At 43.2% G+C, this 20,501-nt stretch carries 23 protein-coding genes and 2 tRNA genes; 5 read left to right on the plus strand and 20 right to left on the minus strand.

Annotated features, from left to right (window positions below):
- Positions 1 to 143 precede the first annotated feature (143 nt).
- The 14 genes from nadA to E0D70_RS11645 all read right to left on the minus strand — a co-directional run bounded on the left by nadA (position 144) and on the right by E0D70_RS11645 (position 11,007).
- Positions 144 to 1,190 carry a quinolinate synthase NadA gene (gene nadA, locus E0D70_RS11580; protein WP_133012447.1) on the minus strand — a complete coding sequence of 349 codons (1,047 nt, stop codon included), beginning with the start codon at positions 1,188 to 1,190 and terminating at the stop codon, positions 144 to 146.
- A gap of 38 nt (positions 1,191 to 1,228) precedes the next feature.
- Positions 1,229 to 1,304, minus strand: a tRNA-Lys gene (locus E0D70_RS11585).
- Between the two features lie 27 nt (positions 1,305 to 1,331).
- Positions 1,332 to 1,407: transfer RNA gene (locus E0D70_RS11590), tRNA-Lys, on the minus strand.
- A 41-nt stretch (positions 1,408 to 1,448) separates the two neighbouring features.
- Positions 1,449 to 2,231 (minus strand): tol-pal system protein YbgF, encoded by a 783-nt coding sequence (ybgF, locus tag E0D70_RS11595; RefSeq protein ID WP_240537089.1) that lies wholly within the window; start codon positions 2,229 to 2,231, stop codon positions 1,449 to 1,451.
- A gap of 2 nt (positions 2,232 to 2,233) precedes the next feature.
- Positions 2,234 to 2,821: a peptidoglycan-associated lipoprotein Pal gene (gene pal, locus E0D70_RS11600; RefSeq protein ID WP_133012449.1), complete on the minus strand. Its 588-nt coding sequence runs from the start codon at positions 2,819 to 2,821 to the stop codon at positions 2,234 to 2,236.
- A 19-nt stretch (positions 2,822 to 2,840) separates the two neighbouring features.
- Positions 2,841 to 4,136 carry a Tol-Pal system beta propeller repeat protein TolB gene (gene tolB / locus E0D70_RS11605; protein ID WP_133012516.1) on the minus strand — a complete coding sequence of 432 codons (1,296 nt, stop codon included), beginning with the start codon at positions 4,134 to 4,136 and terminating at the stop codon, positions 2,841 to 2,843.
- 2 nt (positions 4,137 to 4,138) lie between these two features.
- Positions 4,139 to 5,089, minus strand: a complete 951-nt coding sequence (gene tolA / locus E0D70_RS11610; protein WP_133012450.1) for a cell envelope integrity protein TolA — start codon at positions 5,087 to 5,089, stop codon at positions 4,139 to 4,141.
- Positions 5,089 to 5,517, minus strand: coding sequence for a protein TolR (gene tolR / locus E0D70_RS11615; protein WP_133012451.1), 429 nt, complete (start codon positions 5,515 to 5,517; stop codon positions 5,089 to 5,091). The genes tolA and tolR overlap by 1 nt, the downstream gene beginning before the upstream one ends.
- Entirely contained in the window at positions 5,517 to 6,197 is a 681-nt protein-coding gene (gene tolQ, locus E0D70_RS11620) for a protein TolQ (RefSeq protein WP_133012452.1), read from the minus strand. Before tolQ ends, tolR begins: the two co-directional genes overlap by 1 nt.
- Positions 6,198 to 6,206: 9 nt before the next feature.
- Positions 6,207 to 7,220: a Holliday junction branch migration DNA helicase RuvB gene (ruvB, locus tag E0D70_RS11625; RefSeq protein ID WP_133012453.1), complete on the minus strand. Its 1,014-nt coding sequence runs from the start codon at positions 7,218 to 7,220 to the stop codon at positions 6,207 to 6,209.
- 3 nt (positions 7,221 to 7,223) lie between these two features.
- A complete protein-coding gene (gene ruvA, locus E0D70_RS11630; protein WP_133012454.1) occupies positions 7,224 to 7,826 on the minus strand; it encodes a Holliday junction branch migration protein RuvA in 603 nt (200 codons plus the stop codon).
- Positions 7,823 to 8,380 (minus strand): crossover junction endodeoxyribonuclease RuvC, encoded by a 558-nt coding sequence (ruvC, locus tag E0D70_RS11635; RefSeq protein ID WP_133012455.1) that lies wholly within the window; start codon positions 8,378 to 8,380, stop codon positions 7,823 to 7,825. Before ruvC ends, ruvA begins: the two co-directional genes overlap by 4 nt.
- A 164-nt stretch (positions 8,381 to 8,544) precedes the next feature.
- On the minus strand, positions 8,545 to 10,314 hold the full coding sequence (gene aspS, locus E0D70_RS11640; RefSeq protein ID WP_133012456.1) for an aspartate--tRNA ligase: 1,770 nt from the start codon (positions 10,312 to 10,314) through the stop codon (positions 8,545 to 8,547).
- A 198-nt stretch (positions 10,315 to 10,512) separates the two neighbouring features.
- Entirely contained in the window at positions 10,513 to 11,007 is a 495-nt protein-coding gene (locus E0D70_RS11645; protein WP_133012457.1) for a GreA/GreB family elongation factor, read from the minus strand.
- Between the two features lie 184 nt (positions 11,008 to 11,191).
- Here E0D70_RS11645 and E0D70_RS11650 point away from each other — a divergent pair, with 184 nt between their 5' ends.
- A complete protein-coding gene (locus E0D70_RS11650; RefSeq protein ID WP_133012458.1) occupies positions 11,192 to 11,614 on the plus strand; it encodes a MarR family winged helix-turn-helix transcriptional regulator in 423 nt (140 codons plus the stop codon).
- 23 nt (positions 11,615 to 11,637) lie between these two features.
- Positions 11,638 to 12,372, plus strand: a complete 735-nt coding sequence (locus E0D70_RS11655; RefSeq protein ID WP_133012459.1) for a siderophore-interacting protein — start codon at positions 11,638 to 11,640, stop codon at positions 12,370 to 12,372.
- 128 nt (positions 12,373 to 12,500) lie between these two features.
- Here E0D70_RS11655 and cysN read toward each other — a convergent pair whose 3' ends face one another.
- From cysN to E0D70_RS11675, 4 genes are all read right to left on the minus strand, one after another.
- Positions 12,501 to 14,114 carry a sulfate adenylyltransferase subunit CysN gene (gene cysN, locus E0D70_RS11660; RefSeq protein ID WP_133012460.1) on the minus strand — a complete coding sequence of 538 codons (1,614 nt, stop codon included), beginning with the start codon at positions 14,112 to 14,114 and terminating at the stop codon, positions 12,501 to 12,503.
- Positions 14,115 to 14,139: 25 nt separating this feature from the next.
- Complete coding sequence (gene cysD / locus E0D70_RS11665) at positions 14,140 to 15,045, minus strand: sulfate adenylyltransferase subunit CysD (protein WP_133012461.1); 906 nt, start codon at positions 15,043 to 15,045, stop codon at positions 14,140 to 14,142.
- Positions 15,046 to 15,209: 164 nt separating this feature from the next.
- On the minus strand, positions 15,210 to 16,556 hold the full coding sequence (trhP, locus tag E0D70_RS11670; RefSeq protein WP_133012517.1) for a prephenate-dependent tRNA uridine(34) hydroxylase TrhP: 1,347 nt from the start codon (positions 16,554 to 16,556) through the stop codon (positions 15,210 to 15,212).
- 116 nt (positions 16,557 to 16,672) lie between these two features.
- Positions 16,673 to 17,602, minus strand: a complete 930-nt coding sequence (locus tag E0D70_RS11675) for a hypothetical protein (RefSeq protein ID WP_133012462.1) — start codon at positions 17,600 to 17,602, stop codon at positions 16,673 to 16,675.
- Positions 17,603 to 17,758: 156 nt separating this feature from the next.
- On the opposite strand from E0D70_RS11675, the gene E0D70_RS11680 reads away from it, so the two are divergent.
- Positions 17,759 to 18,343: a superoxide dismutase gene (locus E0D70_RS11680; protein ID WP_133012463.1), complete on the plus strand. Its 585-nt coding sequence runs from the start codon at positions 17,759 to 17,761 to the stop codon at positions 18,341 to 18,343.
- Positions 18,344 to 18,404: 61 nt separating this feature from the next.
- Here E0D70_RS11680 and E0D70_RS11685 read toward each other — a convergent pair whose 3' ends face one another.
- The gene (locus E0D70_RS11685) at positions 18,405 to 18,848 is read right to left on the minus strand and encodes a tellurite resistance TerB family protein (protein WP_133012464.1); all 444 of its coding nucleotides are present in this window, start codon (positions 18,846 to 18,848) and stop codon (positions 18,405 to 18,407) included.
- Positions 18,833 to 19,336, minus strand: a complete 504-nt coding sequence (locus E0D70_RS11690) for a DUF6942 family protein (protein WP_133012465.1) — start codon at positions 19,334 to 19,336, stop codon at positions 18,833 to 18,835. Before E0D70_RS11690 ends, E0D70_RS11685 begins: the two co-directional genes overlap by 16 nt.
- A gap of 238 nt (positions 19,337 to 19,574) precedes the next feature.
- Here E0D70_RS11690 and E0D70_RS11695 point away from each other — a divergent pair, with 238 nt between their 5' ends.
- Together E0D70_RS11695 and E0D70_RS11700 are read left to right on the plus strand one after the other, a co-directional pair.
- On the plus strand, positions 19,575 to 19,973 hold the full coding sequence (locus E0D70_RS11695; protein WP_133012466.1) for a YeeE/YedE family protein: 399 nt from the start codon (positions 19,575 to 19,577) through the stop codon (positions 19,971 to 19,973).
- A 10-nt stretch (positions 19,974 to 19,983) separates the two neighbouring features.
- Positions 19,984 to 20,391, plus strand: a complete 408-nt coding sequence (locus tag E0D70_RS11700) for a DUF6691 family protein (RefSeq protein ID WP_133012467.1) — start codon at positions 19,984 to 19,986, stop codon at positions 20,389 to 20,391.
- The last annotated feature ends 110 nt before the right edge of the window (positions 20,392 to 20,501 follow it).

Here is a 20,501-nt window from a genome sequence, read left to right on the forward strand (position 1 = left end):
TAATATCATATAAGGTTTTTTGTGGTCTAGTTTTTTAAAGTAAATACAAAGAAAAAATGAAGACTTAGGTTCAGGTGTTAATTGCGGTACCTGAATAATTTGGAAGAGAAAGCAGGATGATTTGAGCAACCATCCTGCTAATATTAACTGATTTGAAAGTCCAGCATACGCTGTAAGGGAATTAGAGCGCTAACTCTTGTATCTTCGTCTACAAATATTTCGCCAGTACCATCTCTCAGGGCATTACGAAGTAGTTCTAACGAATTCAGCGCCATCCAAGGGCAATGAGCACAACTTCTACAAGTCGCACCAGATCCACCAGTAGGCGCCTCTACGAAACGCTTGCTAGGAGAAGCCTGCTTCATTTTATAAAAAATACCTCTATCTGTTGCCACTATGAAGGTATCGTTGCTCATTTCTTTGGATGCTTTGAGCAGTTGAGAGGTAGAACCAACAACATCAGCGACGTCAACAACAGATTCAGGCGATTCAGGATGCACCAAAACAGCGGCATTCGGATAAACCGTTTTTAGGTCAAGAATACCTTTTGCTTTAAACTCTTCATGAACGATACAAGCACCATCCCAAAGAATCATATCAGCACCAGTCTCACGCTGAATATAACCACCAAGATGTTGATCTGGTGCCCAAATAATTTTTTCACCCCTATCAGAAAGATAAGTAACGACATCCAGAGCGATGCTCGAGGTGACAACCCAATCTGCCCGCGCCTTTACCGCCGCTGAAGTATTCGCATAAACAACAACAGTACGATCTGGATATTGGTCACAAAATGCAGAAAATTCATCAGCAGGACAACCAATGTCTAACGAACAGGTTGCTTCTAACGTTGGCATTAAAATGGTTTTTTCTGGGCTTAATATTTTAGAGGTTTCGCCCATGAATTTAACGCCAGCAACCACGAGAGTTGTTGCATCATGGTTGGCACCAAATCGAGCCATTTCGAGAGAGTCGGCAATAACACCGCCGGTTTCTTCAGCCAATTCCTGAATAGCATCATCGGTGTAGTAATGAGCAACTAGAACGGCATTTTTTTGCTTAAGTAGTGACTTGATCTCTTCGCGAAGCGAGTCATTATCTAAGGGGGGATTTTCTAGGGATTTTTCAGCTGCGGATAAGTGTTTTTGAACCGTCGCACGCAATGCCACTTTATCAAAAATCTCAGACATATCGCTACCTCTTTAGGTACTTGAAGCGAGGTGATATTTGGTGGGTCGTACTGGATTCGAACCAGTGACCAATTGATTAAAAGTCAACTGCTCTACCAACTGAGCTAACGACCCAAAAATCACAGAAAGATAAAAAAAAGTTGGTGGGTCGTACTGGATTCGAACCAGTGACCAATTGATTAAAAGTCAACTGCTCTACCAACTGAGCTAACGACCCAACGGGTTGCGTATAGTACAGAGCCCGCTGAGAATTACAAGTTATTTAACATTACTTAGGTAACTTGTTGCCAACTTTGCAGTTTTGCTATTAGGAAAACGACTAATGACATCCCGTAAATAAGACTTAGATGCGTCAGTATTACCCAACTGATCATTGACAATTCCTAGTTTATATAACGCATCAGGCTCTTTGTTATGACCAGGGAATTTCTTAATGACAGTATTGAATTCTTGCAACGCTTCTTTAGGTTTACCCAGAACGAGTTTTAACTCGCCAAGCCAATAGTAGCCATTACCAGTAAGTTTGTTATTGGGATAATCCTTAACAAACTCTGTAAAAGCGACCTCAGCTGTTTCAAATTGCTTCTTGCGAATCAAGGCATAAGCATCATTGTAAGCACTTTTGGCTTCTGGTGATGCTGGTGCGAGGGCTATGGGAGCAGTTTGAACTGAAGTATCCGATGAATCGCCATTTACACCTAGCGCAATTGGCGCTTCGGTAGAGGCTGGAGCAACATCTGAACTTACTTGGGAAGTATTATCATTTTGTTTTGCTGCCGAAGCTGACATTAAAAGAGAGATACGTTTGTCTAAATCAATATAACGATCACGCTGCTGCGCTTTCATTTGAGACAACTCATGCCCTTGCTCTTCTAATTGACCTCTAAGGTTTCTCACATCGGATTGCAATGTATCCAATTGCGAGAGTAATTCTGCTGCCGCATTCGATGACAAAGCACCGGTCTGCTGATTGGCAGCCATTGCTAGTGGTGCTGTAAAAAACAGCACCACTGCAAAGGAGCGAGAAATAAGCTTATTCACGATCATTTTTCGTAACGAACTTCTACTCGACGATTTAATTGCCAAGAAGCAGCATCATGACCGAAGGCAACTGGAACTTCTTCGCCAAAACTAACTGTTTCGATTTGAGAAGCCGCAACGCCTTGAATAGTCAAGTAACGAGCCACTGCTTTAGCACGACGCTCACCTAGTGCCATGTTGTATTCACGAGTACCACGCTCATCAGTGTGACCTTCAAGAACAACATGTGCTTCTGGGTTAGCGATAAGGTATTGAGCGTGTTTAGCTAGCGCTTCGCGAGCAGCTGGACGAACAACAGACTTATCAAAGTCGAAGTAGAAAACAGTTTGAACGCCGTCAAGCATACTCATGCTGTTTTTGTCATTCGCTTTAGCTTGACCATCATCAACAATAACACTACTTACAGCGTTATCTTGATTAGCACCATAAGATTGATCTGATGTGCCATTTGCATCTGCAGCTTGTTCAGTGGTTGCTGCATTTTCTGCTGTCGTAGCAGAATCAGTATCCGTTGACGTTGTGCTACAGCCGGCAATCCAAGCAGCAGATAGACCAATTACAGCAATCTTACCTAGTTTATTTACACTCATTATTCACTCCTTAATAACTTTATTTGAAGTACGGAGACCAGGCTGGTTCACGTACATCTCCATCAGTTGACGGCAACTTATATTTCACAAGCCCATCAACAGATACCACTGCCAGAATACCCTTACCATTTTCGGTAGTGGCATACATAACCATGCTGCCATTTGGCGCAATAGTCGGCGATTCATCTAAATAGGTACGAGTCAGTATTTTTACTCGACCTGTTTTCATATCTTGCAAAGCAATGTGGTAATTACCATCATCTTTTTGCACGGTAACAAGATAACGACCATCAGGCGTCATCTCACCTTTTGTATTTGAGTCACCTTCAAAAGTAACACGCTCAACGCGCTTTGTCTTAACGTCTAAGCGATATATTTGTGGGTTCCCGCCTCGGTCTGAGGTAAAGATAATACCCTTCCCATCTGGCTCCCAACTTGGTTCAGTATCGATAGCATAATGATTTGTCATGCGATCAAGCTTCTGAGTTGCTATATCTAACGTATATATCTCAGGATTACCATCTTTAGAAAGTACTAGCGCTAACTTCTTACCATCTGGTGACCAAGCAGGCGCACCATTCAAGCCTCTAAAGTGAGCGATTTGCTGTCTTTTACCCGTCGCTAATTCTTGTATAAAAATATTCGGTCTACGGTTTCTAAACATCACATAAGCAATGTTTTTACCATTACTACTCCACGCAGGAGATAGGATAGGCTCCTTCGACTCTACAATGACTTGAGGTCGATGACCGTCTGCGTCAGCAACTTGCAATTTAAATGTTGGAGCACGCTTATCGCCTTCTGCCGTAACATAAAGAATGCGCGTGCTAAAAGCACCAGGAATTCCTGTTAATAATTTGTAAACCTTATCGCTGATGTAATGCGCCGCGTCTCTAAAGTTTGAGCCACTAACATCAATGGACGCATGTTTTTCTACTGGCTTTTGGGTCAATACGTTTAATAATTCAAACCCGATGCGATAACGATTTGTGGCGATTTTTTTAACCGAACCAATAACCACATAGTCACTTTTGAGTAAGCGCCAGTCTCGATAAAAAACGTCCGCTTCTTTTGAAGGCTGACTCAACATGCTGGATCGTGGAATCGCATGAAACAGGCCACTTCGCACTAGATCATCTTGAACAATTTGTGCGATGTCTTCAGGTAACGGCGCAGTACCATCGTAACCAAACGGTACAACAGCAATCGGCAATAACTGATCAGCACCACTGGTTACTTCAATAACAAGCTGAGCTCTCGCCGTACTAATAAACACCATACAGGTGAAAAATACTAAGAACCATTTACGTAACATCATCAGTTTCTTAAGTCCTGTGGGTTAAATATGATAACGACTTTACGAAAGTTTCGATCAAATACATAGGGATCGATTTTCGACAATTCTTCTACTCTAATGCTTCTTGCTGCATTTACCGCACGCTGATCAAACAATGCATCACCGCTACTCTTAATTAAGTTCACTGCAAGCACTTCACCCGACGGTAGAAAAGAGATCTGTAGTTCTGTTTTCATACCATTTCGAGCACTAGCAGGTCGATTCCAAGCCGCCGTGATTCTATCATTAATCAAACCACTGATGGATTGTACTGCTTGTGCCTCATCGGCTGCTCTTTTTTCATCTTCGGCTTTTTTCGCCGCGGCCGCATCGGCTGCTTCTTTTGCTAACCGTTCTTTTTCCGCTTCCCTATCTGCCGCAAGTTGGCGTTGTTTCTCTTTTTCTGCAAGCTGTTTTGCGGCCTCTGCTTTGCGTTTTTTCTCTTCTTCTGCTTTATCTTGCTCTAAGCGCTTTTGTTTTTTTGCATTTTGTTTTGCGACCAACGCTTCTTGCTGCGCTTTTTTCTTCGCGTCATCAGCGGCTTTCTTTTTATCTGCGGCGGCCTTTTTTGCGGCAGCAGCTTGACGAATTGCTTTGTCTTTTGCCTTTTTAGCTTGAGCTAATTCTTTTTTCTGAGCTTCTAAGGCTTTTCTACGTTCTAAATTTTTAGCTTTTTGTTGTGCTTCTTTTTCTTTGTTCTTTTTTTCTATTGCTTGTTGCTGAATAAGCTTCTTGGCCTGTTCTTCACGCTTACCAATTATGGTTTGCGAAATATCAACCACGGTCGCCTGCACAATTGGCGTCCTCTTTGGCGCAGGCGCATCTTTATCACTGAAATCAACAGCGACAAAACAGGCCCCCAAAATAACCAAATGAAGACCCACTGCTAATAAAGCCGGTACTCCGTAACTTTCTTTATTTAGCCACTTCATTAATTTTTGCTCGGCTCCGTTACCAAACCAACGTTCGGCACACCCGCCCCTTGTAGCGCCACCATCAGACCGACTACGGCACCATAAGATACATCTTTGTCGCCTCTAACAAGGACAGGTATTTTTGGATTTTGCTTCAAGACCTTACGAACTCTTGCTTGTAAAGCGTCGAGTGTAATCGGCTCTTGTTTACCACCAAAATCCAAATAAAATTCACCTTTGCTATCAACTGAAGCAATCATGACATCCGTTTCAGTCTCTTGAATTGGCGCAGCGCTTGCGTTCGGTAATTTTACATCGACACCTTGCGTCATCATCGGCGCTGTAATCATAAATATTACTAGCAACACAAGCATAACATCAATATAGGGAACTACATTGATCTCTGCCATAGGACGACGTTTTTGTCTTCTTCTAGAGCGAGACACTAGGCGACGCCTCCCTCTTTCACATAGACTTTACGATGCAGGATACTGGTAAATTCATCAGAAAAGTTTTCGTAACCAGAACTTAAAGATTCCACAGTCGTAGAAAAACGGTTGTAAGCTATAACAGCAGGGATCGCCGCGGCCAAACCAATCGCCGTAGCAATAAGCGCTTCAGCAATACCAGGCGCAACCGTTGCTAAGGTGGCTTGTTGAACATCAGCCAATCCGATAAAAGAATGCATAATCCCCCAAACAGTACCAAACAAACCAATATAAGGACTTGTTGAACCAACCGTAGCTAAGAAAGCCAAATGCTTATCCAGTTTCTCTTCTTCACGATACAAGGCCACTCGCATTGTTCTCTGCACGCCTTCCATCACCGCATCAGGTTCTATATTATGACTCTGACGTAACCGTGTGAATTCTTTGATACCTGCCGTGAAAATATGTTCAATACCTTCAATTTTTCGACCTTCTTGAGTCAACTTTTTATAAAGCTTACTAAGGTCTATGCCTGACCAAAATTCGTCTTCAAATTCAGATCTTATTTTCTTGGCTTGTTTTAGAACACGTATTCTCTGAAAAATAATTACCCAAGAGAAGATGGATGCTGCCAACAGTATCAACATAACAATTTGCACAACAAAACTGGCGCTGGCGATTAAACCCAAAATTGACATTTTTAACCTCTATTTAAAATCTGTAGGTAACTGGTAATTAAAATGCTCGTAGGCTCGCTTAGTAACTTGCCGACCTCGAGGCGTTCGTATAACAAAACCTTGTTGTATTAAGAAAGGTTCAATAACATCTTCGATTGTATCTTTATCTTCACCAAGAGCGGCAGACACACTATCAAGTCCGACCGGCCTTCCATCAAATTTTTCTATCATAGTTAATAACATGCGCCTGTCTAGGTGGTCAAAACCTTGGCTATCCACACTCAACATATCCAACGCTCGTTGAGCAATTTTTTGGGTCACCAGTGCTTCACCACTTACCTGCGCTACATCACGCACTCGGCGTAATAATCTGTTCGCTATTCTGGGGGTACCTCGGGATCGTCTGGCCACTTCAAAGCTGCCAGATTGATCAAGTTCCATCCCCATCTTTCCTGCTGAACGCGCGACAATCGTCGTTAACGATTCAACATCATAAAACTCTAAACGCTGTACGATACCAAAGCGATCTCTAAGCGGTGATGTTAACAAACCCGCTCGAGTTGTTGCTCCGACAAGTGTAAAAGGAGGGAGTTCAATTTTAATCGAGCGCGCCGCCGGCCCTTCACCAATCATAATATCCAGCTGATAATCTTCCATGGCTGGATATAGGATTTCTTCAATGGCTGGGCTTAATCGATGAATCTCATCAATAAAAAGCACATCCCCTTCGTTTAGATTGGTTAATAAAGCTGCTAAATCTCCCGCTCTTTCAAGTACCGGCCCCGACGTTGTTTTTACGTCTGCCTCCATTTCATTGCCAATAATATGAGCCAATGTGGTTTTACCCAAACCTGGCGGTCCAAATATCAGAGTATGATCAAGCGGTTCATTTCGTTGTCTAGCAGCTTGGATAAATATTTCCATTTGCTCTCTGACAACCGGCTGCCCAATATATTCTGCTAATGCTTGAGGGCGAATAGCACGATCTACTTGCCTGTCGCTGCCTTTTATCTCAGCCGTTATAATTCGATCCTGCTCAATCATACATTAATTCCTTAGCATACCTTTAAGTGCGGCTCTAATGACATCTTCACTGCTAGCGGCGTCCATAGGAACACCAGCAATTGCACGAGCGGCTTCTTGAGGCTTATAGCCAAGAGAAATAAGCGCTGCCTCAGCTTCCTGCCTAGGATCTGTCTGGACTTGACGCAATACGGCTGGCGTAGAAAACAAGTCGGTTTTCGCCGCCTGTCCGAGCTTATCTCGTAATTCGATAATAAGTCGTTCTGCCGTTTTCTTACCAACACCAGGAATTTTTGTTAAGGCAGATACATCTGACTCTTGTACATTCGAAACCAACTCTTCCGCAGACATGCTTGATAAGACAGCCAAGGCCATTTTAGGACCAATGCCGTTGACCTTAATCAGCACACGAAACAAGGCGCGCTCATTTTTATCAATAAACCCATAAAGTGTTTGGGCGTCTTCTTTTACCAGAAAGTGAGTATATAAAGTCACCATGCCACCCACTTGCGGCAGGTCATAAATAGTCGTCATAGAGGCACTGATTTCATAGCCTATGCCGTTCACATCAACCAAAAGCTCTGGTGGTGTTTTTTCTACCAAGGTACCGACAATTCGTCCGATCAAAGTGCTTTCCTTACATCTTGTTCAGTCCAGCGCTTAGAAGTGCGCCCTGCTCGTTTACCGACGCCATATTCTAAGCCGCCAGAGGTGCGAGTGTTAGCATGACACAAAGCAATCGCGAGCGCATCTGCCGCATCGGCCTGAGGCTTTGCGGATAGTTTCAGAAGTAACTGAACCATGAGCTGAACTTGTTCTTTGTCTGCATTACCGTTGCCCACGACAGACTGTTTCACTCGTCGAGCCGCATACTCATGCACAAAAAGCTCTCGCAATGAAGCGGCAACAATGGCCGCACCTCGTGCTTGCCCAAGCTTCAATGCTGAGTTCGCATTTTTAGCTAAAAACACTTCTTCGATGGCGAATTCCTGGGGATTATATTCTTCCAGCAAAGACGACACATTATTAAAGATATGTTTTAGCCTTACCGACAGCGCTTCATCCGGTAATCTAATGCAACCACTATTGACATAAATGGATTTGCCATTTGAAACATCAATGATTCCAAAACCTGTAATTCGAGAGCCTGGATCAATCGCTAATATTCTCGTGACAGTCATTGAGTTCCCGTATTCTTTATCATTACTGTATATTCCAACAGTCCTTTCATAAGTATGCAATGTAAATGTATAAAAAAGGCCGCAAATAAGCGGCCTTTTACATTTTTCTTGCAATCCTTTAACACAACTTACTGTTTTAAAATAAGTTTAAAGGTCAAATGTTACTATTCTGTAACAGGCTTTCTAACGCGGATGTGCAGCTCTTTCAACTGCTTTTCGCTTACTTCACCTGGCGCTTGAGTCAACAAACAAGTTGCACTCTGCGTTTTAGGGAAGGCAATTACGTCACGGATAGAAGCCGAGCCCGTCATCAACATAACAAGACGATCCAGACCAAATGCTAAACCACCATGTGGTGGCGCACCGAATTTCAATGCGTCTAACAAGAAGCCAAATTTCTCTTCTTGCTCTTCTTCGCTGATATTAAGCAACTCAAACACGGTTTCTTGCATAGAAGACTGGTGAATACGGATCGAACCACCACCCAACTCAGTGCCGTTTAGGACCATGTCATACGCTTGAGACAAGGCATTAAGCGGATCTGCTTTTAGATCTTCTGCAGAGCAAGAAGGCGCAGTGAAAGGATGGTGAATTGCGGTAATGCCGCCGTCCGATGTTTCTTCAAACATTGGGAAATCAACCACCCATAAAGGTGCCCATTTGCAAGTGTATAGGTCAAGATCTTCACCTAGTTTGCAACGCAATGCGCCCAATGCTTCGTTTACCACTTTTGCAGAATCAGAACCAAAGAAGATCAAATCACCATCTTGTGCATCAAGACGAGTCATCAACTCTTGGCGTACTTCCATCGGCAAGAACTTAACGATTGGAGACTGCAAGCCTTCTTCAAGGTTAGATTTGTCGTTCACCTTGATGTAAGCCAAGCCTTTGGCACCGTAAATACCAACAAATTTAGTGTATTCATCGATTTGCTTACGAGTCAGTGAAGTACCGCCTGGCACTTTCAAGGCAGCAACACGACCTTTAGGATCTTTCGCTGGGCCAGAGAAGACTTTAAAGTCCACATCAGCCATCAAGTCAGACACAGTCACAATCGTCAATGGAATACGTAGATCAGGCTTGTCGCTGCCGTAAGTTTCCATTGCTTCAGAGTAAGGCATGCGAGGGAATGTACCCAAATCAACGTTCATTAGCTCTTTAAACAAGCTAGTGATCATCTCTTCTGTCATGCCCATGATTTGTTCTTCGCTCATGAAGGAGGTTTCGATGTCTACTTGAGTGAACTCAGGTTGACGATCGGCACGCAAATCTTCATCACGGAAACATTTTGCAATTTGGTAGTAACGGTCGAATCCAGACACCATCAACAGTTGCTTAAACAACTGAGGCGATTGAGGAAGCGCGAAGAAACTGCCTTGTTGTGTACGGCTTGGTACCAAGTAATCACGCGCACCTTCTGGTGTTGCACGCGTTAGAATTGGTGTTTCGATGTCTAAGAAGCCGTTATCGTCTAGGTAACTACGTAATACCGATGTTACTTTTGAACGGAAACGCATTTTTTGTTGAATTTCAGGACGACGTAAATCAATAAAGCGATTTTTTAAACGTACGTCTTCACCAACAGATTGATGTTCATCAAGTTGGAAAGGAGGTGTTTTTGCAGCATTAAGGATTTCAATATCCAAACCCAACACTTCGATTTCACCCGTGTTCATATTAGGGTTAACCGTTCCTTCTGGACGAGCTCGAACCAAGCCTTTTAGCTTAACAACGAATTCGTTACGAACACTGTCCGCAATAGCAAAACTTTCTGCACGATCTGGATCAAAAACAACTTGCGTAATACCTTCACGGTCACGCACGTCTAAGAAAATAACCCCGCCGTGGTCGCGGCGACGATGAACCCAACCGCATAACGTGATTTCTTGTGAAATATTAGAAGCATTTAATTCGCCGCAATAATGGCTGCGCATAATTTCTATCCTATTACTGTCTTAGTAAGAGAGTGAAGTGTTCTTTGATCGCTTTTTGTTAGGTCAGAAAACAAACAGTAAATTTTCTATATGACAGCTAAAACAAAAAGCCAAAATATTTTAAGGCAAAGCATTATATGCGAACCACGTCATACTCTCTAGAGCAAGAGGGAAATTTGTCTATAACAGCCCCCTTCTTCATAACACACTGACTATTTCGTAAGCAATTTCACGCCCTGATTGCTTTAAAACCACCTCATCCCCTTCCGTTTTGCCTATCAGCGTTAGCCCCACAGGGCTAGAAGGTGTTACCAAAAAGACACTTTTGCCACCAGTGATGTCAACACTCAAGCCACCAGCGCAAGCAGAAAGGTAAAACCACTTAACGTCACCGACTGTCGCATTGAGTTCAACTACCGACACCAATGCTCCTGTTTTTACCTCGTCATCTTCAGCAAAAATCATAGCGTCATGATTCAAAAAGCTTAAATAATCTTTTTCACACTCCAGTACACGTTGCGATTGACCATGAGCAAGATACGATGCTTCTAAACCAAAGGTATCGTATTTATTCTCCGCCACACTTTCTTCGCTTGTTGCCGCCTCGTAGGCTTGATTTGCCGCCCATTTCGCGGTGTCAAAGCGCTTTTTTAGTGCCTCTACGATGAGTTTATAAATCACTACTTTGTTCATTTACTCTCACAACAATTATTGAATTAAGCTTTATCTATGAAGAACAACGTTTCGTCTCGTTACGTGTATTGCCATTAGAGTGAGCAAAATATAAGGAAACGCGAATAAAACAAAAACCTGAATTGACAAAGTCAACTGAGGATATTATATTTGATAATCATTATCATTTCTGGTGAGCGACATTATGACAGTCACGTTAAGCGAATCACTACACCGACTCATTCATAGCTATAAGTCTGAGATCAAAGGCGCCATCAACAATTCTGATATGGCGCTCCATGTTGGTCATATTAGAGCATTAAAATGCGTTCAAAGAATCCCAAACTGCCATGCACAAAGCATTTCGCAAAAAATGGGGCTCGATAAGTCACAAGTGACAAGAATGGTAAAAGAACTTCATAGCAAAGGACACATAGAAAAACGCCCTAATCCTGATAATCACAGAAGCCAACAACTAGTGTTAACAAAATCAGGAAAACACATCCTAAATACCATGGTGACACTTGACGAAGCCACATCAGAAAAAATGGCACGAGGACTGACTGAACAACAGATAAATGATTTCAAACATTATGCAGAAATCATCACTAGTAATTTATGCGAATAATACAATATATCCAGGAGAAACTTATGAGCAGACCACAACCAAGAGAACTTACTGTCATCAGCACGACCTTGGTGACACCGCACATGTTAAGAGTCACGTTAGGCGGAGAGAATATTACCACCATGCCGGAAAACCAAGAAAGCGGCCATGTGAAACTTATTTTCCCTAGTGAGAGCGGTCGTTTAATGCGCACTTACACCATACGTAAACAGCGCGCCGATGCCATCGACATTGACTTCATGTTGCATGATGACTCAGGCCCAGCCTGTTCGTGGGCAAAAAACGCAAAAGCTGGCGACCGCATCTTAGTTGGTGGTCCTGGCCCTAAAAAAATGATTGAAGATTCAGCCCAATGGCAATTACTGATTGGCGACATGACTGCCCTACCAGCGATCAGCGTCAACCTTGAAACCCTACCGGCAGACGCAAAAGGCTATGCGGTAATCGAAGTTGTGTCTGAAGAAGACATTCAACCACTCAAACACCCAGCTGGAATCGAACTTAAATGGGTTGTTAATGCCCACCCTGGCAGTAACGACCTTGCGCTACTAGAACAAGTTAAAGCGCTAGAGTGGTTATCAGACGATATTTCCGTGTGGGCCGCCTGTGAATTTGGCAGCATGAAAGCATTACGTCGCTTCTTTAAAGACGAGAAGAAAGTCGAAAAAACAAACCTGTACATTTCCAGCTACTGGAAACAAGGCAGCAATGAAGATCAGCACAAAGCGGTAAAACGCGCGGATGCGGAAGCCGCTTAATCCGCTACGCAAAAAAGCAACATCAAAACAAAAAAACCAGCACCATGAGATAGGTTCATGATGCTGGTTTTTATTAGATTATAACGTTTAGCCTGAAACGCTCAGACTAAACCATTTAGCATAAAGCGTTATAAACGCACTTGCTCAATAATCAACTCAATCACATCATCCACTTTCGTTTCAACGATCGCCGAGTCGGCAATGCTGGCATCTGCTACTAGTAAAGTAACGCCTGTTTCACGTATTAATGCCACTTCAGCCGCCGTCGCATTGGCTTTTGCTAATGCCACCACACCTTGACGCAACAACAATCTCTCAACAGAATGACCATGAGCCAATACCTCTGCAGACAAGGCAATAACCGCTGGCTTTTGACCAAGACGAGCCGCACGATCTTCTGCACTCACTACTGTGTCTTCATCTAAATCCGCAATCGACTCTTCAACCATACCGGCACCAACAGTGACGTTGGTAAGGCGATCGATCACAATCAAGGCGCCAGTAAAACGACTATTGGTGTATTCATCAAACGCGACTGGCGCGTCAAATTGAATCACACAATCGCCAATACCATTTAACTCAAGCGCTTCGATGGCGCTGGTTTCCAACGTATTCACATCGACGCGATGATTAAAGTGGTGCACTTTACCCGGTACCGTTTGTGTGCCCAATTTAAAGTCATACAACTTACCCGGCACTAATGGCTGATCCGCCATCCAAACAACCGATGCTCGTAACGCTGAAGAGATAAGCGGCTCTTGATCTAGATGAGACAGCATGTCGCCACGACTGATGTCGATTTCGTCTTCTAGCGTGATGGTCACCGCTTGACCGGCTTTCGCAGACTCAAGGTTGCCATCATAAGTAACAATTTCTGCTACTTTGGATTTTTTACCTGACGGCAATGCAACGATCTCATCCCCTGGTTTCACAACGCCTGCGGCTATGGTGCCGGAGAAGCCTCGAAAATCCAGATTTGGACGGTTAACATACTGCACAGGCAGACGGAATGCGTCGCGTTTCACATCACGATTGATTTGCACGGTTTCCAAGATAGCCATTAACGGCTTACCTTGGTACCAAGGTGTGCTCTCAGAGGCGTTTACCACGTTGTCGCCACGCAATGCCGACAGCGGCACAAATTGAATATCTTGTGGTTTACGGTCACCTAATTGCTCAACAAACGTCAAATAATCGGCTTGGATTTCGTTGTATTTCTGCTCTGAGAAATCTACTAGATCCATTTTGTTTATGGCAACGACAACGTGCTTAATGCCCAACAACGCCGCAATATAAGAGTGACGACGCGTTTGCGTTTGCACGCCATAACGCGCATCAATCAAGATAATAGCCAAGTCACAAGTCGACGCGCCAGTGGCCATGTTGCGAGTGTATTGCTCGTGCCCTGGTGTGTCTGCGATGATAAACTTGCGTTTTTCAGTTGAGAAATAACGGTACGCCACATCAATGGTAATGCCCTGCTCGCGTTCCGCTTGCAAGCCATCTACCAGCAGTGCCAAATCGATTTCTTCGCCTTGCGTACCAGATTTTTTACTGTCGCGTTTTACGGCATCTAAATGATCTTCATAAATCAATTTAGAGTCATGCAGCAAGCGGCCAATAAGGGTACTTTTACCATCATCTACGTTGCCACAAGTCAGTAGGCGCAGTAGGTCTTTTTCTTCATGTTGTTTCAAATAACCAAGTATGTCTTGGCTGATCAATTCTGACTGGTGAGACATTCTTCACTCCAAACTTACTTCAAACTTAAAAGTAGCCCTGTTTTTTCTTCTCTTCCATAGACCCTGCCGAGTCATGGTCGATCATTCTGCCTTGGCGCTCTGAACTGGTCGTTAGCAGCATTTCCTGAATGATTTCAGGTAATGAATCCGCTTCTGACTCAACCGCACCCGTCAATGGGTAACAGCCTAGTGTTCGAAAGCGTACTGACTTCATTTCAGGTACTTCACCATTCAAAGGCATGCGTTCATCGTCAACCATGATCAAGGTACCATCACGCTCAACAACCGGACGCTTAGCAGAGAAGTAAAGAGGAACAATCGGAATACTCTCTAAATAGATGTATTGCCAGATATCCAGTTCAGTCCAGTTAGATAATGGGAAAACACGAATGCTCTCGCCTTTATTGACTTTGCCGTTATAGATATTCCACAACTCTGGACGTTGGTTTTTTGGGTCCCAACGGTGTTGCTTATCACGGAAAGAATAGACGCGCTCTTTGGCACGAGATTTCTCTTCGTCACGGCGCGCGCCACCAAAGGCCGCATCAAAACCATATTTGTCTAATGCTTGCTTTAGACCTTGAGTCTTCATTACATCGGTGTGTGTTGCGCTACCGTGAGTGAATGGCCCAATGCCTTGTTCAATCCCTTCTTGGTTTTGATGAACAATCAGTTCTAACCCTAATTTCGCGACCAATTCGTCACGGAAGGTAATCATTTCTTTGAATTTCCAACCTGTGTCCACATGCATTAGTGGAAACGGAGGTTTACCAGGATAGAATGCTTTCATGGCAAGGTGCAGCATTACCGCTGAGTCTTTACCAATGGAATAAAGCATTACTGGATTGTCAAATTCAGCAGCAACTTCACGAATAATGTGAATGCTTTCAGCTTCTAGCTGTTTTAGGTGAGTCAGTCTTGCCTCTGTCATAATTTCCCATCTCTGTTGTATGGCTGAGCATTTATTTTTTCACTATAACATGCATTTACGTTATAAAAACCAATACAACTAGACCGAATTGATATATTGATATTTAAAAAGGCTCATAAGCTGAGCCTTTATAGAAAACCAACATACAACCAAATTTGGGATTCTTAAGCGTTCGGTAAATTTCTCATTATTAAGCCATACTCAAGCCCTTCAGGCCTTACAGGCATTGGGATACGAACTACATGACCAGACCCTGGAGCCACATTCACTCGCTCCCCTTTTCTATTTTCTATTACCTTTAATTCGATCAATTGACTCCCCGATGGCGTCATCAGCTCTAAACTATCACCCACTTGGAAACGGTTTTTTACCTCTACGGTCAGCCAACCGTTATGCCAATCTGACATTTCTCCAACAAACTGTTGCTGTGTTGATAGGGAATTCCCATGTTGATAATTCTGATACTTGTCATGCACATGCCGACGATAAAAACCTTCCGTGTAACCCCGATGCGCCAACCCCTCTAATTTATCCATTAACCCCATATCAAACGCTTTGCCATAGGTTGCATCATCAATGGCTTGACGATAGAGCTGAGCGGTACGAGCTGCGTAGAAATGTGATTTTGTGCGACCTTCGATTTTTAATGAATGCACGCCCATTTCTATCAACTTTTCAACGTGCTGGATGGCCCGTAAATCTCGACTGTTCATAATGTAAGTGCCGTGCTCATCTTCAAAAGCGGGCATAAACTCCCCTTCACGCCCCTGCTCTCGTAACAACACCACTTCATCAAACGGCTTGCCCATGCCCAGCGTTGTTTGGTCTTTAGGATCAAAAAGTTGGGCGCCTAAATGACTATTATCAGCGGGTACTATGTCGCCACTGATGTCTTCTCTCGCGGCTTTTACATCGTATTGCCAGCGGCAAGAATTAGTACACGAACCTTGGTTTGGATCGCGGCGATTGAAATAACCAGACAACAAACAACGCCCAGAATAGGCAATGCACAAGGAACCATGCACAAAGGTTTCAATTTCCATGTCTGGCACCATGGTACGGATTTCACCAATTTCTTCTAACGACAACTCCCGCGAAAGAATCACGCGACTCAAGCCATAGTCACGCCAAAATTTCACCGTCGCCCAGTTCACGGCATTGGCCTGTACGGACAAATGAATCGGCATCTCAGGAAATTTTTCTTTGACCAACATCATCATGCCAGGGTCCGACATAATGAGCGCGTCTGGCCCCATTTCAATTACGGGTTCGATGTCTTTAAGGTAGGTTTTGATTTTGGCATTGTGTGGCGCAATGTTGCTCGCCACATACAGCTGTTTACCTTGCTGATGAGCTTCTTCGATGCCGACCGCTAAGTTCGCCATATCAAAGTCATTGTTGCGCACCCGCAAACTATAACGCGGCTGTCCGGCGTAAACGGCATCGGAGCCATAGGCGAACGCATAGCGCATGTTTTTAAGCGTACCGGCAGGAGAAAGTAATTCGGTCATAACGTCACTAATCTTGATTGGAATGAATGCGCGCATTCTACCCAAACTCTTCTGTGACGCTATTTGAGGCAATAAAAAAGGCCGAACAAGTCGGCCTTTCAATGATTCAAATCAATCTAATTTGATTCTGTATTCAACTGCTGCTGCAGTAATAGCTGGTTAATCTGTTTATTCAAGCGAAGCATTTGTGCATTCATTTGTGACCGGAAGGCATCATTTGAGTCTATCGCATCTTGATATTTTTTAAGCGTCTGCTTAATGTTTGACAGCTCTGCGGCACTCAGGCCAGCAGAATTGTTCGCAAGCGACTTAACCTTCTTCTGTAATGAATCAATATCTTGCGACGCTTGATCAAGACTTAATGCTTGCGCCTCGTCATTACCTTTTTGTAAAGCCACCTCTTTCTCTAAGCTTGCTTGCTTATCTAATGCCGCCGCTAACTGTTTCGTTAATGGTTTGACCGTTTTATCAATCTCGGCAACGGAGGTGATTAACTTATTGTAATTTGCTTCCAAATCATTGAACGCATTATTTTGAATCGCGATTCTTTGTGTTTGAGTTGAAACCGCATCGTTCATAATAGACAGCTTTTTCTGCATCGCCGTAATAGCATCGGAGTGATCCGAAAGCGTTTTGCGATTTGTATCATAAGCAATGGCCCAAAGCTTACGAATCTCACTGTCGTGATTCTTTAACGTTTGTTCAACGGTTTCGCCTTGTTTGTTGGCTGACACGTCTGCTGCTAATAATTGATGATCAAGGTTTTCAATCTTCCCTTTGGTACCCGATAACTCCTCACGCAGCTGCAGGTTTTGTTGCCAAAGCCAGTAGCCCGCTCCAGCGGCAGCGGCTAAAATCAAAATAAGCAGTATATAGAGGCCTGTTAATTTTGGCTTTCTATAGACGACATTACCCGTAGGTACTGACGCTCTTGCAGGTGGAGGGTTAAGCCGGCGCTTAGGTGTACTTGATGATGGCCTTCTGTCGCTAACTTCATCTTGGTCTAGCTTAAGGCTTGGAATATCTACGTCTTCGTCTCTAGGCATGGAAATCTTATGTCTTCGCTATTAATAAAAATTATGGAATTAATAACCATACAAACTTAATGAATATTATCTTCCAAAGTTCGATGCTACTATATAAGCACCATTAACTGCTTGATAACAAGCATTTTTCGTTAATATAAAGCAAGGAGAATAGAAATGGCTTTTGAATTACCCGCTCTTCCTTTTGCCAAAGATGCACTAGAGCCGCACATGTCTGTAGAGACACTTGAGTACCACTACGGTAAACATCACAATACTTACGTAGTAAAACTTAACGGCTTGATTCCTGGTACTGAATACGAAAACAAATCTCTAGAAGAGATTATCACTTCAGCACCAGCTGGTGGCGTTTTCAACAACGCTGCTCAAATCTGGAACCACACTTTCTTCTGGAATAGCTTAAGCCCTAATGGCGGCGGCGAACCAACTGGCGCACTGGCTGATGCCATCAATGCAAAATGGGGTTCTTTTGCTAAATTCCAAGAAGCATTCAATGACAAAGCAGTGAACAACTTCGGTTCTAGCTGGACTTGGCTAGTGAAAACTGCAGACGGATCTTTAGACATTGTTAATACTAGCAACGCTGGTACTCCAATGACTGATGGCCTAACAGCAATTATCACAGTTGATTTGTGGGAACACGCTTACTACATTGATTACCGCAATGTACGTCCTGACTACCTTAAAGGTTTCTGGGCATTGGCTAACTGGGAATTTGCAGCAGCAAACTTCTCAGCTTAAGTCACATTTACGATATGCAGTCAAAACGCGGCTTATGCCGCGTTTTTTTATTGCTCAAAAACTACTCAGCTTCTATTTCCGCTTGTACCGACAATTTTGCCTGAATAAATTCTGAATGCGGCATAAAGAGCAACTCACTAATACGACGTATGCGATGGTCTTCATAAGCGTCCACAACACCGTCTGCAAAAGCGACTCGCCACAAGCCTTTTACAAGCTCGACTTTTTGCTCTACCGATGCACTTTCATTAATGACTTTAGTAAATTGATAAAGGTCATTAGCGTTTGAAACGCCTGCTTTTGCCTCTTCATACAAAGTATCAATTTCGTCTTCTAAATCCGTTTCTTCACGTAAAAAACGTTTGACCTGCTCAACTTCACGGTCATTTATTTCATCGTCCGCCATCATAACTTCCAGCAGCAACGCGGCGATCGCCTCTTGATAACTAATGCGCTTTTCTGGCTCTACAGAAATTTGAAATAAAACTTTTAAGGCTTGAAACATGCATTCTCCGGGATATTATTAATTGAATGGCGCAGCTCGTCGATTAATACATTTGGAAATTGACGATAATCTAAGTATGGGCACCAAATATAATTCGGCGTCAAAAAGGCAACATGTCGCTGCCCTAACGTAGTCGCCTCATCTGCAATGACGATTTCGTCTCGAAATCCATTGCCAACAATAAACGTGATTCCTGTTATCAGTTTTAGCTGTTCAGCATCGAAGATGATAGTGACATTGCCCGACAACATTTCATCACGCCATTGTCGCCAGTCCTCAAGCTTTGGCACCGTTAACTTTGACATTATGGTTAAAATTTTTCGCCAATGATTGCCATTTAGATTAATAAGCTCAGACACATATTCCGCTACCAGCCCTTCTTCCATACTCTTTAATGGCAATATAGGCTTGTTTGGTAAAAGAAATACATAATCGGCTTCCCCTAATGGCACTCCGATATTTTTAGCTGGATCTTGCTCTGTACTCATTAACTTACAAAACCTCTGTGCCACATCATTAAAAGAGCGTTAACTTAATTACTGCATTGAAGAACATTTTAATCTAAGTAGTCTATCAGATTTAGGATATCCGAGTTACTTTGGTCAAGACTGTGCACTAAGGCAATCATCTCTAGAATATATTGTAACAAGGAATAGTTTTTATATTAGATTTAGCTTATATTTAACAATAACATTAGAAACAACTAATATTAATGAGGCACCACAAATGACTTCTATTTTTAACCCATTGGCTGGCGGACTCCTAATCGGGCTCGCCGCTGCCATTTACCTTATCACAACCGGAAAAGTACTTGGCATAAGCGGAATACTATCCCAAGCTTTGTTCCAACAAAAAAGGTTCATCCCTTTGGTTTTTCTAGTCGGCTTAGTCATCGGTGGCAGCGCCTACGGAACACTAACAAACCAAACCGTTCCTTTCCCTGATGTCAGAAGCCCGTTTTTATTGATCATTTCAGGCTTACTTGTTGGTTACGGCACACGATTAGGAAGCGGCTGCACTAGTGGTCACGGGGTTTGCGGACTTGCTCGTTTATCACCGCGCTCTATTGTCGCGACCGGAATTTTTATGGCGACTGCCATTATAACCGTCTACTTTACAAAATAAGGAAACCACTGTGATTCTTTTTATAACACTCATTTGCGGATTACTTTTTGGCTTCGGCCTAGCACTGTCTGAAATGACTAACCCTGCGGTTGTTATTGGCTTCTTAGATATTTTTGGTGATTGGAACCCTTCACTCATTATCGTCATGGGATCTGCCGTTTTCGTTAGTATGATTGGCTATTTAATCAGTAAAAAACAAATAAAACCTTTCTTCACTCAAGTATGGTCATTGCCTACGTCTAGAATTATTGACAGAAAATTAGTCTGCGGCAGCGCCCTGTTTGGGATAGGCTGGGGATTAAGCGGCTACTGCCCAGGACCTGGTTTAACATCGTTAACGAACAACCCAGCTGAAGGCATTTATTTCGTTCTGGCACTTGTTTTGGGCAGTGCTATTTACCATATTCAAACACGTTAATAAGGACTTAAGTGGCTCTAAAAATTAAGATATTTTGAGTGGCCTTTTTTTTGTTGTAAAAATACAAAAAAAACTTGACGCTGACGCTTTAGGGTTTTAAATTGCGCCCG

Origin of the sequence: Marinomonas flavescens (genome assembly GCF_004352835.1) — a bacterium.
Taxonomy (GTDB): domain Bacteria; phylum Pseudomonadota; class Gammaproteobacteria; order Pseudomonadales; family Marinomonadaceae; genus Marinomonas; species Marinomonas flavescens.

Bases quoted from the DNA above. Each gene is read 5' to 3' on its own strand.
- ruvB (WP_133012453.1), bottom strand. From the start codon at position 7,220: ATGATTGAGCAGGATCGAATTATAACGGCTGAGATAAAAGGCAGCGAC.
- aspS (WP_133012456.1), bottom strand. From the start codon at position 10,314: ATGCGCAGCCATTATTGCGGCGAATTAAATGCTTCTAATATTTCACAA.
- pal (WP_133012449.1), bottom strand. From the start codon at position 2,821: ATGAGTGTAAATAAACTAGGTAAGATTGCTGTAATTGGTCTATCTGCT.
- E0D70_RS11680 (WP_133012463.1), top strand. From the start codon at position 17,759: ATGGCTTTTGAATTACCCGCTCTTCCTTTTGCCAAAGATGCACTAGAG.
- E0D70_RS11655 (WP_133012459.1), top strand. From the start codon at position 11,638: ATGAGCAGACCACAACCAAGAGAACTTACTGTCATCAGCACGACCTTG.
- cysD (WP_133012461.1), bottom strand. From the start codon at position 15,045: ATGACAGAGGCAAGACTGACTCACCTAAAACAGCTAGAAGCTGAAAGC.
- ruvC (WP_133012455.1), bottom strand. From the start codon at position 8,380: ATGACTGTCACGAGAATATTAGCGATTGATCCAGGCTCTCGAATTACA.
- nadA (WP_133012447.1), bottom strand. From the start codon at position 1,190: ATGTCTGAGATTTTTGATAAAGTGGCATTGCGTGCGACGGTTCAAAAA.
- tolA (WP_133012450.1), bottom strand. From the start codon at position 5,089: ATGAAGTGGCTAAATAAAGAAAGTTACGGAGTACCGGCTTTATTAGCA.
- cysN (WP_133012460.1), bottom strand. From the start codon at position 14,114: ATGTCTCACCAGTCAGAATTGATCAGCCAAGACATACTTGGTTATTTG.
- E0D70_RS11690 (WP_133012465.1), bottom strand. From the start codon at position 19,336: ATGAGTACAGAGCAAGATCCAGCTAAAAATATCGGAGTGCCATTAGGG.
- E0D70_RS11685 (WP_133012464.1), bottom strand. From the start codon at position 18,848: ATGTTTCAAGCCTTAAAAGTTTTATTTCAAATTTCTGTAGAGCCAGAA.
- trhP (WP_133012517.1), bottom strand. From the start codon at position 16,556: ATGACCGAATTACTTTCTCCTGCCGGTACGCTTAAAAACATGCGCTAT.
- E0D70_RS11645 (WP_133012457.1), bottom strand. From the start codon at position 11,007: ATGAACAAAGTAGTGATTTATAAACTCATCGTAGAGGCACTAAAAAAG.
- E0D70_RS11695 (WP_133012466.1), top strand. From the start codon at position 19,575: ATGACTTCTATTTTTAACCCATTGGCTGGCGGACTCCTAATCGGGCTC.
- E0D70_RS11675 (WP_133012462.1), bottom strand. From the start codon at position 17,602: ATGCCTAGAGACGAAGACGTAGATATTCCAAGCCTTAAGCTAGACCAA.
- E0D70_RS11650 (WP_133012458.1), top strand. From the start codon at position 11,192: ATGACAGTCACGTTAAGCGAATCACTACACCGACTCATTCATAGCTAT.
- tolQ (WP_133012452.1), bottom strand. From the start codon at position 6,197: ATGTCAATTTTGGGTTTAATCGCCAGCGCCAGTTTTGTTGTGCAAATT.
- tolB (WP_133012516.1), bottom strand. From the start codon at position 4,136: ATGTTACGTAAATGGTTCTTAGTATTTTTCACCTGTATGGTGTTTATT.